18 protein-coding genes are annotated in these 15,544 nt (G+C 60.4%); 9 read left to right on the top strand and 9 right to left on the bottom strand.

The genetic code is table 11. From position 1 onward, the window contains the following. Nucleotides 1-7: 7 nt before the first annotated feature. The 5 genes from metW to CKW26_RS17105 are packed head-to-tail and all read left to right on the top strand — an operon-like array spanning nt 8 to nt 3,230. Nucleotides 8-628 (top strand): methionine biosynthesis protein MetW, encoded by a 621-nt coding sequence (gene metW, locus CKW26_RS17125; RefSeq protein ID WP_007913638.1) that lies wholly within the window; start codon nt 8-10, stop codon nt 626-628. A 26-nt stretch (nt 629-654) separates the two neighbouring features. Beyond that, nucleotides 655-1,089, top strand: coding sequence for a DUF4426 domain-containing protein (locus CKW26_RS17120; RefSeq protein WP_095049459.1), 435 nt, complete (start codon nt 655-657; stop codon nt 1,087-1,089). After that, nucleotides 1,086-1,682, top strand: a complete 597-nt coding sequence (gene rdgB / locus CKW26_RS17115) for an RdgB/HAM1 family non-canonical purine NTP pyrophosphatase (RefSeq protein ID WP_095049458.1) — start codon at nt 1,086-1,088, stop codon at nt 1,680-1,682. Before CKW26_RS17120 ends, rdgB begins: the two co-directional genes overlap by 4 nt. Next, nucleotides 1,679-2,884, top strand: coding sequence for a radical SAM family heme chaperone HemW (gene hemW, locus CKW26_RS17110; RefSeq protein ID WP_095049457.1), 1,206 nt, complete (start codon nt 1,679-1,681; stop codon nt 2,882-2,884). The genes rdgB and hemW overlap by 4 nt, the downstream gene beginning before the upstream one ends. A gap of 22 nt (nt 2,885-2,906) precedes the next feature. Next, nucleotides 2,907-3,230 (top strand): DUF3392 domain-containing protein, encoded by a 324-nt coding sequence (locus tag CKW26_RS17105; protein ID WP_007913629.1) that lies wholly within the window; start codon nt 2,907-2,909, stop codon nt 3,228-3,230. A 126-nt stretch (nt 3,231-3,356) separates the two neighbouring features. On the opposite strand, the gene CKW26_RS17100 is transcribed toward CKW26_RS17105, so the two are convergent. The 5 genes from CKW26_RS17100 to CKW26_RS17080 form a co-directional block, all read right to left on the bottom strand. Continuing rightward, entirely contained in the window at nt 3,357-4,145 is a 789-nt protein-coding gene (locus tag CKW26_RS17100) for a hypothetical protein (RefSeq protein ID WP_095049456.1), read from the bottom strand. A 168-nt stretch (nt 4,146-4,313) separates the two neighbouring features. Then, nucleotides 4,314-5,039 (bottom strand): tRNA (guanosine(46)-N7)-methyltransferase TrmB, encoded by a 726-nt coding sequence (trmB, locus tag CKW26_RS17095; protein WP_095049455.1) that lies wholly within the window; start codon nt 5,037-5,039, stop codon nt 4,314-4,316. A gap of 9 nt (nt 5,040-5,048) precedes the next feature. After that, nucleotides 5,049-5,843 carry a thiazole synthase gene (locus tag CKW26_RS17090; RefSeq protein ID WP_007913621.1) on the bottom strand — a complete coding sequence of 265 codons (795 nt, stop codon included), beginning with the start codon at nt 5,841-5,843 and terminating at the stop codon, nt 5,049-5,051. A 60-nt stretch (nt 5,844-5,903) separates the two neighbouring features. Beyond that, nucleotides 5,904-6,104 carry a sulfur carrier protein ThiS gene (gene thiS, locus CKW26_RS17085; RefSeq protein WP_167359915.1) on the bottom strand — a complete coding sequence of 67 codons (201 nt, stop codon included), beginning with the start codon at nt 6,102-6,104 and terminating at the stop codon, nt 5,904-5,906. A gap of 71 nt (nt 6,105-6,175) precedes the next feature. Continuing rightward, entirely contained in the window at nt 6,176-6,556 is a 381-nt protein-coding gene (locus tag CKW26_RS17080) for a DUF423 domain-containing protein (protein ID WP_095049454.1), read from the bottom strand. Between the two features lie 74 nt (nt 6,557-6,630). On the opposite strand from CKW26_RS17080, the gene mtgA reads away from it, so the two are divergent. Next, nucleotides 6,631-7,353, top strand: coding sequence for a monofunctional biosynthetic peptidoglycan transglycosylase (mtgA, locus tag CKW26_RS17075; RefSeq protein ID WP_095049453.1), 723 nt, complete (start codon nt 6,631-6,633; stop codon nt 7,351-7,353). A gap of 181 nt (nt 7,354-7,534) precedes the next feature. Here the strand turns inward: mtgA and rpoH are convergent, their stop codons facing one another. The 4 genes from rpoH to ftsY all read right to left on the bottom strand — a co-directional run bounded on the left by rpoH (nt 7,535) and on the right by ftsY (nt 11,693). After that, a complete protein-coding gene (gene rpoH, locus CKW26_RS17070) occupies nt 7,535-8,389 on the bottom strand; it encodes an RNA polymerase sigma factor RpoH (RefSeq protein ID WP_003229146.1) in 855 nt (284 codons plus the stop codon). 114 nt (nt 8,390-8,503) lie between these two features. Further along, nucleotides 8,504-9,529 carry a permease-like cell division protein FtsX gene (ftsX, locus tag CKW26_RS17065; RefSeq protein ID WP_095049452.1) on the bottom strand — a complete coding sequence of 342 codons (1,026 nt, stop codon included), beginning with the start codon at nt 9,527-9,529 and terminating at the stop codon, nt 8,504-8,506. Then, nucleotides 9,526-10,197 carry a cell division ATP-binding protein FtsE gene (gene ftsE, locus CKW26_RS17060; protein WP_008065082.1) on the bottom strand — a complete coding sequence of 224 codons (672 nt, stop codon included), beginning with the start codon at nt 10,195-10,197 and terminating at the stop codon, nt 9,526-9,528. The genes ftsX and ftsE overlap by 4 nt, the downstream gene beginning before the upstream one ends. Continuing rightward, nucleotides 10,194-11,693: a signal recognition particle-docking protein FtsY gene (gene ftsY, locus CKW26_RS17055; protein ID WP_095049451.1), complete on the bottom strand. Its 1,500-nt coding sequence runs from the start codon at nt 11,691-11,693 to the stop codon at nt 10,194-10,196. Before ftsY ends, ftsE begins: the two co-directional genes overlap by 4 nt. Nucleotides 11,694-12,037: 344 nt before the next feature. Between ftsY and CKW26_RS17050 the strand changes: the two genes are divergently transcribed. From CKW26_RS17050 to rsmD, 3 genes are read left to right on the top strand one after another with little or no spacing between them, the layout of a single operon-like run. Beyond that, on the top strand, nt 12,038-13,393 hold the full coding sequence (locus CKW26_RS17050; RefSeq protein WP_095049450.1) for a pitrilysin family protein: 1,356 nt from the start codon (nt 12,038-12,040) through the stop codon (nt 13,391-13,393). Beyond that, nucleotides 13,386-14,873, top strand: coding sequence for a pitrilysin family protein (locus CKW26_RS17045; RefSeq protein ID WP_095049449.1), 1,488 nt, complete (start codon nt 13,386-13,388; stop codon nt 14,871-14,873). Before CKW26_RS17050 ends, CKW26_RS17045 begins: the two co-directional genes overlap by 8 nt. After that, on the top strand, nt 14,873-15,487 hold the full coding sequence (gene rsmD, locus CKW26_RS17040) for a 16S rRNA (guanine(966)-N(2))-methyltransferase RsmD (RefSeq protein WP_038358861.1): 615 nt from the start codon (nt 14,873-14,875) through the stop codon (nt 15,485-15,487). Before CKW26_RS17045 ends, rsmD begins: the two co-directional genes overlap by 1 nt. Nucleotides 15,488-15,544 lie beyond the last annotated feature (57 nt).

The raw sequence follows: 15,544 nt of genomic DNA, 5'->3' as shown, positions 1-15,544 counted from the left end.
GAAAGCCATGAGAGCAGATCTGGAAATCATCCAGGAATGGATCCCCGCCGGCAGCCGCGTCCTCGACCTCGGTTGCGGTGACGGCGAGCTGCTGACCTGGCTGCGCGACAACAAGAACGTCACCGGTTATGGCCTGGAAAACGACGCCGACAACATCGCCCAGTGCGTGGCCAAAGGCGTCAACGTCATCGAACAGGATCTGGACAAGGGGCTGGGCAACTTCGCCAGCAACAGTTTCGACATCGTCGTCATGACCCAGGCCCTGCAAGCTGTGCATTACCCGGACAAGATCCTCGACGAAATGCTCCGGGTCGGCCGTCAGTGCATCATCACCTTCCCGAACTTCGGGCACTGGCGCTGCCGCTGGTACCTGGCAAGCAAAGGCCGCATGCCGGTGTCCGAGTTTCTGCCGTACACCTGGTACAACACACCGAACATTCACTTCTGCACCTTCGAAGACTTTGAAGAACTTTGCCGCGAACGTGATGCGAAGGTCATTGATCGGCTTGCCGTGGATCAACAGCACCGCCACGGGTGGGCCAGTAAGCTATGGCCTAATCTGTTAGGTGAGATCGGTATCTACCGCGTCAGCAGCCCGCAGCTTGCAGACCACAAAGTCGCGGTCTGAATCCCGTCATTTCGAGGAGCACGATCATGGGTCGTTTAGCGTTGTTGTTATTGACTGCCTGCCTGAGCGCCAGCGCCATGGCGGCCGACGTCATCAAGGGCGAACGCAAGGAAACCTTCGGCGATGTCACGGTGCACTACAACACTTTCAACTCGACGTTTCTGACGCCGGACATCGCCAAGGCGGCTGAACTGATTCGCAGCAAAAATCAGGGCGTGATCAATGTCTCGGTGATCAAGGATGGCAAACCGCTGGTCGCCAATGTCACCGGCACGGTCAAAGACCTGACCAGCCAGAGCGTGCCGCTGAATTTCAAGCAAGTCACCGAGCAGGGTGCGATCTACTACATCGCCCAGTACCCGGTGCCTCAGCAGGAAACCCGCACCTTTGAAATCAAGGTGCAGAACGGCGACAAGATCAACACCATCAATTTCAACCAAGAACTCTTTCCCGGCGAATGATGAACATCAAGCAGCTCGTACTGGCCAGCCATAACGCCGGCAAACTCAAAGAACTCCAGGCCATGCTCGGCGAATCGGTGCAACTGCGCTCGATTGGCGAGTGGAGCAAGGTCGAGCCGGAAGAAACCGGTCTGTCGTTCGTCGAGAACGCGATCCTCAAGGCACGCAACGCCGCACGCATTTCCGGGTTGCCGGCGCTGGCCGACGATTCCGGTCTGGCGGTGGATTTCCTTGGCGGTGCGCCAGGCATCTATTCGGCACGTTATGCCGACGGCAAGGGCGATGCGGCGAACAACACCAAACTGCTCGACGCGCTGAAGGATGTACCGGAAGCCGAGCGCGGCGCGCAGTTCGTTTGCGTGCTGGCGCTGGTGCGTCACGCTGACGATCCGTTGCCGATTCTCTGCGAAGGCCTGTGGCACGGACGGATACTGAGCGCTGCCAGCGGCGAGCACGGTTTCGGTTATGACCCGCTGTTCTGGGTGCCGGAGCGTGATGTGTCCAGCGCCGAACTGAGTCCGGCCGACAAGAACCAGATCAGCCACCGCGCCCGTGCAATGGATCTGCTGCGCCAGCGTCTGGGCCTGAAATGACCGGTGATTCTTCTGCGTCGTCGCTGATTGTCGGCGGCGCCGCCTCTTCGCCTCGGGCGCCGTTGCCGACGCTGCCGCCCCTGGCGCTGTACATCCACATCCCGTGGTGTGTGCGCAAATGTCCGTATTGCGATTTCAACTCACACACCGCCAGCCCGGTTTTGCCGGAGCAGGAATACGTTGATGCGCTGTTGGCCGATCTCGATCAGGACCTGCACGCCGTGTACGGTCGTGAAATCAGTTCGATCTTCTTTGGTGGCGGCACGCCGAGCCTGTTCAGCGCCGAAGCCCTCGGGCGGCTGCTGGAAGGCGTCGAACAGCGCATTCCGTTTGCCCACGACATCGAAATCACTCTGGAAGCCAACCCCGGGACCTTCGAGCAAGAGAAGTTCGTCGCCTACCGCAAGCTGGGGATCAATCGCCTGTCGATCGGCATCCAGAGCTTCCAGCAAGAAAAGCTCAAGGCGCTGGGGCGGATTCACAACGGTGACGAAGCGGTGCGTGCGGCCGGCATGGCACGTCAGGCCGGGTTCGATAACTTCAATCTCGACTTGATGCACGGTTTGCCCGACCAGTCGCTGGACGATGCCTTGAGCGACCTGCGCCAGGCCATCGCACTGAATCCGACGCACATTTCCTGGTATCAACTGACGCTGGAACCGAACACCGTGTTCTGGAACCAGCCGCCGGTGCTGCCGGAAGATGACACGCTGTGGGACATTCAAGAGGCCGGGCAAGCGCTGCTGGCGGAACACGGTTATGCGCAATACGAAGTGTCGGCTTATGCCCAGGCGGGCCGGCCGGCGCGGCACAACCTCAATTACTGGAGTTTTGGCGACTTCATCGGCATTGGCGCGGGTGCGCATGGCAAGCTCAGCCACCCGGACGGACGCATCGTTCGCACCTGGAAAACCCGTTTGCCGAAGGACTATCTCAACCCGGCAAAAAGCTTTCAAGCCGGCGAGAAAGCGCTGACCAACGACGAGATGCCGTTCGAGTTTCTGATGAACGCTTTGCGCCTGACCGCAGGCGTCGAATCGCACCTGTATCCTGAGCGCACCGGGCTGTCGCTGGAAAGCCTCGCTGAAGGCCGGGCCGCGGCAGAACAAAGCGGTCTGTTGCAGGTCGAACCGTCACGTCTGGCGGCCACCGAGCGCGGACAGTTGTTCCTCAACGACTTGCTGCAACAATTTCTGAACTGACTTCAGTGCTAAGGGAAAACGCATGGATTTGATACTCGACCTGCTCGCCACCGTCTCCCGCTGGAGCCGCAGCAACCTATCGGAAATCGCTCTGGCCCTGGTGGGCTGCCTGCTGGTGCTGTTCGGCGCCGACTTCAAAGGGTGGGTCGAGCAACGCTTGGGCAGCATCGCCGGCGCCCTGCGCGTGCCACTGATGGCCCTACTGTGCGTGATCGGCAGCGGCGCCGCGCTGATCTACGCCACGCCGTGGGTGATCAAGGGTTTGAGCCAGTTCAACAACTACAGCCTGGCGCCTGTGTTGCTGGTAGTCCTCGTCCTCATCGGCGTAGTCGCCGACCGCCGCTGACTCCGCAAACGCCCCAAAACAACTGTGGGAGCGAGCCTGCTCGCGAAGGCGTCTTAACATCCAACAACATCGTTGATTGTCAGACCGCTTTCGCGAGCAGGCTCGCTCCCACTATTGGGCCTTGGTTCAATGATTCTTCGATAAGCGGCTCTGCGCCTGAAGGATCGCCTTGAGGCCAACGGAATCCTTGCAGCCCAGCGCTATCGCTTTATCGAAGTGTTCGATATTGCCGCTGTCGCGCATATCGCTGCCGTTCACACGAGTCAACGCGAGTATGTAGTAGGCCTCAGCCCGAAACTGGTCTTCGGACAATACCAAGCCAGCTGCGCGGGCTCGCATGGCGGCCATCGGCCCGACCTTGCCGGCAGGCGCCCCGTTTTCTTCGAAACACAGCGAACGTTTGGCCTGCAACGGATAGTCGTCAGCATGCGCATCAGGCTTGAGCAGCAACTGCTCGAGAGACTGCAAGAATTTCAAATGATCAGGATTTTGCGCATCAAATCGTTCATACGCTTTGTCGCACAAATGGTAATAGCCCACCGCAGCCGCTAACACCCCATCATCCATGGCCTGCTGATAAAGACCACAGGTCTGTAAGCGCGTCTGCTCGGAAAACATCGGGTTGTCCTGCAGGCTGGCCAAAAAATAGGTGGCCAGCGTGTGCCCGCCGTCCGACGCATGCTTGAGGTTGTCCACAAGAGCCTCGAGATCACCTTCGGCAACGCGCAACTGTTCAGGGGTGTATTGCACGCTTTCCCCGGCGGCCTCACGCTTGATCCGGTCATTGGCGTCGCGCTCGATCTTTGCCGCCGTTCTCTGCGCACTCGCGAAGTATTCCTCGGGACTGACTACCCGTTCGCACGCTGCGCAACAAATGAGACCCAGAACCAGCGTGCAGGCAAAAATGGCTTTCAAGATTTGTCTTCCTTTACAAATGGGGGCCTCGAGCTGTCGGCGGATCATAGCCAAACTTGAGCAAACTCCAGAAACAACTGAGCTGCGGCACGCTGCGATCTTTGATCTTCAAAATCAAGATCAAAGATCGCAGCGTGCCGCAGCTCCTACAGGGGTGTTGCGTGATGCTTAAGCGAGTTTTTCGAACTTCAGGTCCCACACGCCATGGCCCAGTCGTTCGCCGCGGCGTTCGAACTTGGTGATCGGGCGTTCGGCCGGGCGTGGTACGCACTTGCCGTCTTCGGCGAGGTTGCGGTAGCCCGGGGCGACGTTCATCACTTCCAGCATGTACTCGGCGTACGGTTCCCAGTCGGTGGCCATGTGCAGAATGCCGCCAACCTTCAACTTGCTGCGCACTAGCTCAGCGAACGAGGCCTGAACGATACGGCGCTTGTGGTGACGGCTCTTGTGCCACGGATCCGGGAAGAACAGCATCAGGCGATCGAGACTGTTGTCGGCGATGCAGCGGTTGAGCACTTCGATCGCGTCGCAATCATAGACCCGCAGGTTGGTCAGGCCCTGAGTCAGCACGCCATTGAGCAGCGCGCCAACACCCGGACGGTGAACCTCAACGCCGATGAAGTCCTGATCCGGCGCGGCCGCAGCCATTTCCAGCAGCGAGTGGCCCATGCCGAAACCGATCTCCAGCGAGCGCGGTGCCGAACGGCCGAACACTTGATCGTAATCCACCGGGGTGTCGGCCAGCGGCAGCACGTAAAGCGGCGCGCCCTGATCCAGGCCGCGTTGCTGGCCTTCGGTCATGCGCCCGGCGCGCATCACGAAGCTCTTGATGCGGCGGTGTTGGCGCTCGTCGCCCTCTTCCGTCTGGACAGGCGTGTCGTTCGATTCAGTCATCAATGGCTCTTACTTGATCAGACCATCCAGCGGCGAAGAGGCGCTGGCATAGAGTTTTTTCGGCATACGGCCAGCGAGGTAGGCCAGACGGCCTGCAACGATGGCGTGTTTCATGGCTTCAGCCATCATCACCGGCTGCTGGGCGTGGGCGATGGCCGAGTTCATCAGCACCGCATCGCAACCCAGTTCCATGGCGATGGTCGCATCGGACGCAGTGCCGACACCGGCATCGACCAGCACAGGGATTTTGGCTTCTTCGAGGATGATCTGCAGGTTGTACGGGTTGCAGATCCCCAGACCGGAACCGATCAGACCGGCCAGCGGCATGACCGCGATGCAGCCGATTTCCGCCAGTTGGCGGGCGATGATCGGGTCATCGCTGGTGTACACCATCACGTCGAAGCCTTCCTTGACCAGCGTTTCCGCGGCCTTGAGGGTTTCGATGACGTTAGGGAACAGGGTCTTCTGGTCGGCCAGTACTTCCAGCTTCACCAGGTTGTGGCCATCGAGCAGCTCACGGGCCAGGCGGCAGGTGCGCACAGCTTCGATGGCGTCGTAACAACCGGCGGTGTTCGGCAGGAAGGTGTAGCGCTCCGGCGACAGCACGTCGAGCAGGTTCGGCTCGCCTTCGATCTGGCCCAGGTTGGTGCGGCGCACGGCGAAGGTGACGATCTCGGCACCCGAGGCTTCGATGGCCTGACGGGTTTCTTCCATGTCACGGTACTTGCCGGTACCGACCAGCAAACGCGACTGGTAAGTACGACCGGCCAGCACAAAAGGCTTGTCGCTACGAACGATGCTCATGGGGAATCCTCTTTAGGAGTGAGGGTCTTGCAGAATTCTGTGCCCTTGCGGGGCGGGCGATCAGCCGCCGCCGATGGCGTGCACCACTTCAACGTTGTCGCCGTCGTTGAGCGTGGTGTCGGCATGCTGGCTGCGCGGGACGATATCCAGATTGAGTTCGACTGCCACCCGGCGTCCGGTCAGTTCCAGACGGGTGATCAGGCCCGCAACGGTTTCACCGTCGGGCAGTTCAAGGGATTCACCGTTCAACTGAATGCGCATGCGTAACGCCGCCATCATTTTTAGGGGCTGGCATTCTAGCCCGATCATGACCTAAAGGTCAGCACCAAGCGTCAAGCGGTTGGTTGCAAGCGCCAGGCGGCGAGGCCCAGGCATAGCCAGCCAATCAGGAACGCCAGGCCACCAAACGGGGTGATGATGCCGAGCTTGCTGATGCCGGTGGTGGTCAGCACGTACAGGCTGCCGGAGAACAGCAGGATGCCAATGGTGAATGACACGCCGGCCCAAGTGACCAGTCGACCCTGAATCTGTGTGGCCAGCAGCGCCACACCAAACAGCGCCAAGGTGTGCACCAATTGATAGGTGACGCCGGTATGGAAGATCGCCAGATACTCGGGTGTCAGACGGTTTTTCAGGCCATGGGCGGCGAATGCACCCAAGGCGACCCCGGTGAAACCGAAAAAAGCGGCCAGCATCAAAAAGCCACGCAGCATTGGGAACTCCAGTCAGACGCGATCGGCAGGGTCTGTATAATGGCCCGCTCCACCGGTTCGGCCAAGCCATCTCTATGCTGCGTACTATTTTCCGTCGTCTCACGAAGGCCCTGCTCTGGTTCGCCGGCGGCAGCGTCTTGCTGGTGCTGGTGTTTCGCTTCGTGCCGCCGCCGGGTACGGCGTTGATGGTCGAACGCAAGATCGAGTCCTGGGTCGACGGTGAGCCAATTGACCTGCAACGCACGTGGAAGCCGTGGGACGAGATCTCCGACGACCTCAAAGTGGCGGTCATGGCCGGTGAGGATCAGAAGTTTCCCGAGCATTGGGGTTTTGATTTCAGTGCGATCCAGGCTGCATTGGCCCACAACGAGCTTGGCGGCTCGATTCGCGGCGCGAGCACTTTGAGCCAGCAGGTGTCGAAAAACCTGTTTCTGTGGGCCGGTCGCAGCTATCTGCGTAAAGGCCTGGAGGCGTGGTTTACTGCGCTGATCGAGGTGTTCTGGCCCAAGCAGCGGATTCTTGAGGTGTATCTCAACAGCGTCGAGTGGGATGACGGGGTGTTTGGCGCCGAAGCCGCAGCCCGCCATCACTTTGGTGTTAGCGCGAAGTCGTTGTCACGGCAGCAGGCGAGTTATCTGGCGGCTGTTCTGCCCAATCCGCGTGTCTGGAGTGCCAGCCATCCGACCGCTTATGTCTCGCGGCGGGCCGGGTGGATTCGCCAGCAGATGAGTCAGTTGGGTGGGGATAGTTATCTGTTGGGGCTCAACGATTCGCGCCGGGCACCGTGGTCGCGATAACACCGAGGATCTAAATGTAGGAGTGAGCCTGCTCGCGATAGCGGTACATCAGTGACGGCAATGCTGACTGTCACACCGCTATCGCGAGCAGGCTCACTCCTACATTGGTTTTGTGTGAAGCCAGAAATGAAAACGCCCCGATCATCGCTGATCGGGGCGTTTTTTATTGCCTGCTCGCCGGTTATGCGGCGATCGACAACTTGAGCTTGTTCATCGCGCTCTTCTCGAGTTGACGGATCCGCTCGGCCGACACGTTGTACTTCTGCGCCAGATCATGCAGCGTGGCTTTCTCTTCTGCCAGCCAGCGCTGGTAGAGGATGTCGCGGCTACGTTCGTCCAGCACTTCCAGCGCTTCGTGCAGGTTGTGGTTGGAGTTGTCGCTCCAATCGGCATCTTCCAGTTGACGCGCCGGGTCGTACCGGTGGTCTTCCAGGTAGTTGGCCGGCGATTGAAAAGCGCTGTCATCGTCGGCTTCAGCAGCCGGGTCGAAGGCCATGTCGTGGCCGGTCAGGCGACTTTCCATCTCGCGCACTTCACGCGGTTCAACGCCGAGGCTTTCCGCCACACGGTGGACTTCCTCGTTGTTCAGCCACGCCAGACGTTTCTTCTGGCTGCGCAGGTTGAAGAATAGCTTGCGCTGGGCCTTGGTGGTCGCGACTTTCACAATGCGCCAGTTGCGCAGGATGAACTCGTGAATTTCCGCCTTGATCCAGTGCACAGCGAACGACACCAGACGCACACCCATTTCCGGGTTGAAGCGCTTCACGGCCTTCATCAGGCCGACGTTACCTTCCTGGATCAGGTCAGCCTGAGCCAGACCGTAGCCGGAATAACTACGGGCGATATGTACAACAAAACGCAGGTGGGCGAGCACCATCTGCCGAGCCGCCCCCAAATCCTGCTCATAGTAGAGACTCTCGGCCAGTTCACGCTCCTGCTCCGGCGTCAGCAATGGAATGCTGTTGACGGTGTGCACGTAGGCTTCCAGGTTCGCACCCGGAACCAACGCATACGCAGGTTGCAAAGAATTGGTCATGCGAAAAAACCTCCCACTTACATACTCGTGCTTCTCAGCACTGCGAAAAATTGACCGGGAACTCAAATACAAGTTCCCAAAAAACCGCGAGGTCAATCACGCGCAAAAAAGATTCTACTTCGGCGCCAGCTCCCTGAGATGGCGTGCGACTGCAATCCATGCACCGATATAACCCAACAGCACCGCGCCAAGCAAGAGCGACAGACCGTCGGCAACTGGCACTCCGGCCAGAGCGAAATCACTGCCGTACAAACCGGCCAGCCCAACCACCGCATCGTTCAGCCAGTTCAGGCCGAACGCCAAGACGCCCCAGGACAATAGCCCCGCACCGAAGCCATACAACGCGCCCATATAAAGGAAAGGGCGACGCACATAACTGTCAGTGCCGCCGACGAGTTTAATCACTTCTATCTCGGTGCGGCGGTTTTCAATATGAAGACGAATGGTATTGCCTATCACCAAAAGTAATGCAGAAACCAAAAGCACCGTCAGACCGAAGACAAAACGATCGCCAAGCTTGAGGATGGCGGCCAGACGCTCGACCCAGACTAGATCAAGTTGCGCCTGTTGTACCTTGGGCAATTCGGAAAGTTTTTGTCTTAATGCTTCCAGCGTCGGCTTGTCGACCTCATTCGGGGTGACCAGCACCACGCCCGGCAACGGGTTCTCCGGCAGCTCGCGCAGGGCTTCACCCAACCCGGATTGCTGCTGAAACTCTTCCAGCGCCTGATCGCGGCCGACATATTCAGCATCCGCTACGCCGGGCATGCCTTTGATCTGCTCGCGCAACGACTCGCCCTGCTGCGGGCTGGCGTCGAGTTGCAGATACAGCGAAATCTGCGCTGCACGCTGCCACGAACCGCCAAGACGCTCGACGTTGTTGAGCAACAGGGACAAGCCCATTGGCAGACTCAGCGCGACCGCCATCACCATGCAGGTGAAGAAGCTGCCGATCGGCTGCTTGCCGAGACGACGCAGGCTGTCGAGCAGACTGGCGCGATGGCTTTCGACCCAGGCACGGAACAGCGTGGCGAAGTCCGGGCCATCGTCTTCGTCGTGTTTTTTCTTCTTCGGTGGTTGCGGATCGGCGGCTTTCGGCGCCACACGTTCGGAAACCTTCGGACTGCGTGTCGCACTCATTCTCCGGCCTCCCCGTCGCCGATCAATCGGCCGCGTTGCAGGGTCAGCATGCGGTGACGCATGCGCGCGATCAGCGCCAGGTCGTGACTGGCGATCAGCACGCTGGTGCCCAGACGATTAATGTCTTCGAACACGCCCATGATTTCAGCCGCCAGACGCGGGTCGAGGTTACCGGTCGGTTCGTCCGCCAGCAGCAAGGCCGGACGGTGCACGATGGCGCGAGCAATGCCGACACGCTGTTGCTGACCGGTGGACAGGTCGCCCGGATACAGATCGGTTTTATCCGACAGCGCCACGCGCTCCAGCGCCGAATCGACACGCTTGGCGATTTCGGCCTTGGACAAGCCAAGAATCTGCAGCGGCAAGGCGACGTTGTTGAACACCGTGCGATCAAACAGCAACTGGTGATTCTGGAACACCACGCCGATCTGCCGACGCAGGAACGGAATCTGCGCGTTGCTGATGGTGCTCAGGTCTTGCCCAGCCAGCAGCAGTTTGCCGCTGGTCGGACGCTCCATCGCCAGCAACAGGCGCAACAACGTGGATTTACCGGCGCCGGAGTGACCGGTGACAAACAAGAACTCGCCACGACGGACTCGAAAGCTCAGCTCATGCAAGCCGACGTGACCGTTCGGGTAGCGTTTACCGACCTGTTCGAAACGAATCATGAACGCTCCCGCTCGGCAAACAGTGCCTGGACAAAGGGTTCGGCTTCAAAAGTGCGCAAGTCGTCGATGCCTTCACCGACGCCGATGTAGCGGATCGGCAAGCCGAACTGCTTGGCCAGGGCGAAAATCACGCCGCCCTTGGCAGTGCCGTCGAGCTTGGTCAGCGCCAGACCGGTGAGTTCGACGGTCTGGTTGAATTGCTTGGCCTGGTTGATCGCGTTCTGGCCAGTACCGGCGTCGAGCACCAGCAGCACTTCGTGCGGCGCGTCGGCGTCGAGCTTGCCGATGACGCGGCGAACCTTTTTCAGTTCTTCCATCAGGTTGTCTTTGGTGTGCAGACGACCGGCGGTGTCGGCGATCAATACGTCAATGCCACGGGCCTTGGCAGCCTGCACGGCGTCGAAAATCACCGAGGCCGAGTCGGCGCCTGTGTGCTGGGCGATGACCGGAATCTTGTTGCGCTCGCCCCAGACCTGCAATTGCTCCACGGCAGCGGCGCGGAAGGTGTCACCGGCGGCGAGCATGACTTTCTTGCCTTCCAGTTGCAGCTTCTTCGCCAGTTTGCCGATGGTGGTGGTCTTGCCGGCGCCGTTGACGCCAACCACCAGAATCACGAACGGCTTGTTCTGCGAAACGATTTTCAGCGGTTGTTCGACCGGCTTGAGCATCGCTGCCAGTTCGGCCTGCAGGGATTTGTACAGCGCGTCGGCGTCGGCCAGCTCTTTGCGGGCGACCTTCTGGGTCAGGCGCTGGATGATCTGCGTGGTAGCTTCGACGCCGACGTCAGCGGTGAGCAGACGGGTTTCGAGGTCATCGAGCAGGTCGTCATCAATGGTTTTGCGGCCGAGGAACAAGCTGGCCATGCCCTCGCCGATGCTGGCGCTGGTTTTCGACAGGCCTTGTTTGAGACGGGCGAAGAAACCGGCTTTGGTTTCTTCGGTGCGCGGGGCTTCGACTGGGGACTCGGTAACCACTTCAACCGGCACAACTGGCGCAGCGACGACCGGTGCAGGTGCAGGCTGTTGAACGACCGGAGCAACAAACGCCGGCGCAACAGGCTCAGCAACAACCGGCGCAGGCTCGACAACCGGCTCAACCACAGGCGCCCGAGCCACCTCGGGCACCAACGCAGCAGGCGCTGGAATTTCCGGGGTGATGTGTGGCGCAGCTTCTTCAACCAACGCCACCGGCTCTTCCGCCACCGGCAAGGTCAGCCACGGTTCAGCCGCAGGAGTCAGCGGTAGTTCAGCCGCCACAGGCGCTTCAGGCTCTGGCTCAGGCTCAACCGGTTGCAACACCGGCTCGGCAATCGGCAGCACAATCGGTGCCGGCTCTTCTTCTATGACTGGAGCCGGCGCCGGCGCAGGCGCTGGCTCAGGAATCACCGGCGGCTGTTCGACGACGGGTTCCTGCGGTTTCTTACGCAGCCATCCGAACAGGCTTTTCTTCTCGCCAGCCGCAGCTGGGGTCTTCTTGTCGTCGTTGGAACCAAACATGGAGGACGGCTATCTCACGGTAGCGACGCGCCATAAGGGCGCCCCGGCAAATAAATATTCGATGCAGAACAGACTGTGTTTCATCCAGCTTGTTCACGCGCAACATTTTGTCGAGGCGCCAGCGGCACCTCAAAGAATCGTATAAACGAAGGACTAAACCGGCAAATTCGGCGAAAAAGCGAAGTTTAGTCGATAAACTGTAGCTTTCTGCCGCAAACCCATTCAGCCAGATCAGGTCTGAAAACCTGATAGGCGTGGTCGCCGGTAAAACGGATCAGTATCCTAGCACCCTCTCGCCCGCCGACGCTAAGACCAAGCGGGCAGCCCAACAGGTTAAAAAACGAATGAATGCTCTAGCCCGCCGCGCTGCAGGCCTGCTGCTCAGCACAGTCTGCCTGCCCCTTTCGGCCCTGGCGGCCGACCCGCAACCGACCCACGAATTCACCCTCGACAACGGCCTCAAGGTCGTCGTGCGCGAAGACCATCGCGCACCGGTGGTGGTGTCGCAGGTCTGGTACAAGGTCGGCTCCAGCTACGAAACCCCGGGCCAGACCGGTCTGTCCCACGCGCTTGAGCACATGATGTTCAAGGGCAGTGAAAAAGTCGGTCCCGGCGAAGCCTCGCTGATCCTGCGTGACCTCGGCGCCGAAGAGAACGCCTTCACCAGCGACGATTTCACCGCTTATTACCAGGTACTGGCCCGCGACCGTCTGGGCGTCGCCTTCGAACTGGAAGCCGACCGCATGGCCAATCTGCGCCTGCCGGCCGACGAGTTCGCCAAGGAGATCGAAGTCATCAAGGAAGAGCGCCGCTTGCGCACCGATGACAAGCCGATGTCCAAGGCCTACGAGCGCTACAAGGCCATGGCTTACCCGGCCAGCGGCTACCACACGCCAACCATTGGCTGGATGGCCGACCTCGACCGCATGAAGGTTGAAGAGCTGCGCCACTGGTACCAATCCTGGTATGTGCCGAACAACGCCACGCTGGTGGTGGTCGGCGACGTGACCCCGGACGAGGTGAAAAACCTCGCTCAACGCTATTTCGGCCCGATCGCCAAACGCGACGTGCCACCGGCGAAAAAGCCGCTGGAACTGGCCGAACCCGGCGAACGCCAGATCACCCTGCACGTGCAGACGCAATTGCCTAGCCTGATGCTCGGTTTCAACGTACCAAGCATTGCCACGGCTGAAGACAAACGCTCGGTCAACGCCTTGCGCCTGATCTCGGCGTTGCTCGACGGCGGTTACAGCGGGCGCATCCCGACGCAACTGGAGCGCGGCGAAGAGCTGGTCTCCGGCGGTTCGTCGAGCTACGACGCCTATACCCGTGGCGACAGTCTGTTCACCCTGTCGGCAACCCCGAACACCCAGAAGAAAAAGACTATCGCGCAAGCCGAGGCCGGTCTGTGGAAACTGCTGGAACAGCTGAAAACCACCGCGCCGTCCGCTGAAGAACTGGAGCGCGTGCGAGCACAAGTGATTGCCGGTCTGGTCTTCGAACGTGACTCGATCACCAGTCAGGCCACCGCCATCGGTCAACTCGAGACCGTCGGTCTGTCGTGGAAACTGATGGACACCGAACTGGCCGATCTGGAAAGCGTGACCCCGCAAGACATCCAGAACGCCGCCAAGCTGTATTTCACCCGCGAACGTCTCAGCGTCGCCCACGTCCTGCCACTGGAGACGACTCATGAGTAAGCGCAAATCCCCACGCCTGCTACTCGGCCTGATTGCCGTGGCGGTGATCGGCTCTGCCGCGCTCTACCTGTCGCCTGGCGCTGACAGCAATGCCAGCGAAGCCCTCGACAACGCCAAGACCAGCCAGAAGCTGCAATCACTGACCGAACTCGACGGCAAGGCCCCGGCCAGCCGCAAACTCGACGTGCAAACCTGGAACACCGCCGAAGGCGCCAAAGTATTGTTCGTCGAAGCCCATGAGCTGCCGATGTTCGACATGCGCCTGATCTTCGCCGCTGGCAGCAGCCAGGACGGCAGCGCTTCGGGCTTGGCAGTGCTGACCAACGCGATGCTCAACGAAGGTGTCGCCGGCAAAGACGTCGGCGCCATCGCGCAAGGCTTCGAAGGCCTCGGTGCGGATTTCGGCAACGGTGCTTTCAAGGACATGGCGCTGGCTTCTCTACGCAGCTTGAGTGCCACCGACAAGCGTGAACCGGCGCTGAAGCTGTTCGCGGAGGTGGTCGGCAAACCGACCTTCCCGGCCGACTCCTTCGCACGCATCAAGAACCAGCTGCTCGCCGGTTTCGAATACCAGAAACAGAACCCCGGCAAACTCGCCAGCCTTGAGCTGATGAAGCGCTTGTACGGCGATCACCCGTACGCGCATTCGAGTGACGGTAACCCGCAGAGCGTGCCGAAGATCACCCTCGCGCAGTTGCGTGAGTTCCACGCCAAGGCCTACGCCGCTGGCAACGTGGTGATCGCGCTGGTCGGCGACCTGTCGCGGGCGGATGCCGAAGCGATTGCCAATCAGGTCTCCTCTGCCCTGCCCAAAGGCCCAGCGCTGGCGAAAATCGCTCAGCCGCAGGAACCGAAGGCCAGCATCAACCACATCGAGTTCCCGTCGAAGCAGACCAACCTGATGCTCGCGCAGTTGGGCATCGACCGTGACGACCCCGATTACGCGGCGCTGTCGATGGGCAACCAGATCCTCGGTGGCGGCGGTTTCGGCACGCGCCTGATGAGTGAAGTGCGCGAGAAGCGCGGCCTAACCTACGGCGTGTACTCGGCGTTCAGCCCGATGCAGGCACGCGGCCCGTTCATGATCAACCTGCAGACCCGCGCGGAAATGAGTGAAGGCACCCTGAAACTGGTGCAGGACGTGCTCGCCGACTACCTGAAAACCGGGCCGACGCAGAAAGAACTCGACGACGCCAAACGCGAACTGGCCGGCAGTTTCCCGCTGTCCACCGCGAGCAACGCCGATATCGTCGGCCAACTCGGCGCGATGGGCTTCTATAATCTGCCGCTGAGCTATCTGGACGACTTCATGCGTCAGTCGCAAAGCCTGACCGTGGAACAAGTCCGCGACGCCCTGAACAAACACCTGAGCACGGACAAAATGGTCATCGTCACCGCTGGCCCGACCGTGCCGCAAAAGCCGTTACCGGCCCCATCTGATAAACCTGCCGAGCAACCGCTCGGGGTTCCGGAGCACTAATGGCTACCCGATCGCCTAAAAAACCTGCGCAAAACGTCCACAACGGTGTGAACCAGTTGCGCATCATTGGCGGCCAATGGCGCAGCCGCAAGCTGAGCTTCCCCGACGCACCGGGCCTGCGCCCGACGCCGGATCGCGTGCGTGAAACCTTGTTCAACTGGCTCGCACCGTACGTTGAAGGGGCCAAGGTGCTTGATCCGTTCGCCGGCAGTGGCGCGCTGTTTCTCGAAGCGCTGTCCCGTGGCGCGGCCATGGGTCAGGCGCTGGATGCCAGCAACATTGCCGTGTCCAGCCTGAAAGAACACCTCGGCACCCTGCGCTGCACCAACGGCCAGGTACAGACCGCCGACGCCCTGCGTTATCTGGAAACCCAGACCGCAACTCCGTTCGATCTGGTATTCCTCGACCCGCCGTTCAACCAGAACCTGCTGCCTGCCGTCTGCACCTTGCTCGAAGAGCGCCAGTGGCTGGCGCCGGACTCGTGGATCTACACTGAAAGCGAAACGGCGCCATCGACGCTGGGCCTGCCGGGCAACTGGCGCCTGCATCGCGAGCAGAAATCCGGCCGGGTTTACTACGCGCTGTGGCAACGTACGGCAGAGATCGCCGGTTAACCGACCGGTCTGAATAAGCGGCGCCCCTTCCAACAGGGTCGCCGCTCTGCATCGAGA

It is taken from the genome of Pseudomonas sp. Irchel s3h9, from assembly GCF_900187475.1.
Taxonomy (GTDB): Bacteria; Pseudomonadota; Gammaproteobacteria; order Pseudomonadales; family Pseudomonadaceae; genus Aquipseudomonas; species Aquipseudomonas neuropathica.
This window is presented reverse-complemented; position numbering and strand designations above follow the sequence as displayed.

What these genes read in the sequence shown, in the direction of transcription:
- CKW26_RS17090 (WP_007913621.1), bottom strand. Translation starts at nt 5,843, where the DNA reads ATGAGCATCGTTCGTAGCGACAAGCCTTTTGTGCTGGCCGGTCGTACT.
- CKW26_RS17050 (WP_095049450.1), top strand. Translation starts at nt 12,038, where the DNA reads ATGAATGCTCTAGCCCGCCGCGCTGCAGGCCTGCTGCTCAGCACAGTC.
- rdgB (WP_095049458.1), top strand. Translation starts at nt 1,086, where the DNA reads ATGATGAACATCAAGCAGCTCGTACTGGCCAGCCATAACGCCGGCAAA.
- ftsY (WP_095049451.1), bottom strand. Translation starts at nt 11,693, where the DNA reads ATGTTTGGTTCCAACGACGACAAGAAGACCCCAGCTGCGGCTGGCGAG.
- metW (WP_007913638.1), top strand. Translation starts at nt 8, where the DNA reads ATGAGAGCAGATCTGGAAATCATCCAGGAATGGATCCCCGCCGGCAGC.
- rsmD (WP_038358861.1), top strand. Translation starts at nt 14,873, where the DNA reads ATGGCTACCCGATCGCCTAAAAAACCTGCGCAAAACGTCCACAACGGT.
- CKW26_RS17080 (WP_095049454.1), bottom strand. Translation starts at nt 6,556, where the DNA reads ATGCTGCGTGGCTTTTTGATGCTGGCCGCTTTTTTCGGTTTCACCGGG.
- ftsX (WP_095049452.1), bottom strand. Translation starts at nt 9,529, where the DNA reads ATGAGTGCGACACGCAGTCCGAAGGTTTCCGAACGTGTGGCGCCGAAA.
- CKW26_RS17120 (WP_095049459.1), top strand. Translation starts at nt 655, where the DNA reads ATGGGTCGTTTAGCGTTGTTGTTATTGACTGCCTGCCTGAGCGCCAGC.
- trmB (WP_095049455.1), bottom strand. Translation starts at nt 5,039, where the DNA reads ATGACTGAATCGAACGACACGCCTGTCCAGACGGAAGAGGGCGACGAG.
- thiS (WP_167359915.1), bottom strand. Translation starts at nt 6,104, where the DNA reads ATGCGCATTCAGTTGAACGGTGAATCCCTTGAACTGCCCGACGGTGAA.
- mtgA (WP_095049453.1), top strand. Translation starts at nt 6,631, where the DNA reads ATGCTGCGTACTATTTTCCGTCGTCTCACGAAGGCCCTGCTCTGGTTC.
- ftsE (WP_008065082.1), bottom strand. Translation starts at nt 10,197, where the DNA reads ATGATTCGTTTCGAACAGGTCGGTAAACGCTACCCGAACGGTCACGTC.
- CKW26_RS17045 (WP_095049449.1), top strand. Translation starts at nt 13,386, where the DNA reads ATGAGTAAGCGCAAATCCCCACGCCTGCTACTCGGCCTGATTGCCGTG.
- rpoH (WP_003229146.1), bottom strand. Translation starts at nt 8,389, where the DNA reads ATGACCAATTCTTTGCAACCTGCGTATGCGTTGGTTCCGGGTGCGAAC.
- hemW (WP_095049457.1), top strand. Translation starts at nt 1,679, where the DNA reads ATGACCGGTGATTCTTCTGCGTCGTCGCTGATTGTCGGCGGCGCCGCC.
- CKW26_RS17105 (WP_007913629.1), top strand. Translation starts at nt 2,907, where the DNA reads ATGGATTTGATACTCGACCTGCTCGCCACCGTCTCCCGCTGGAGCCGC.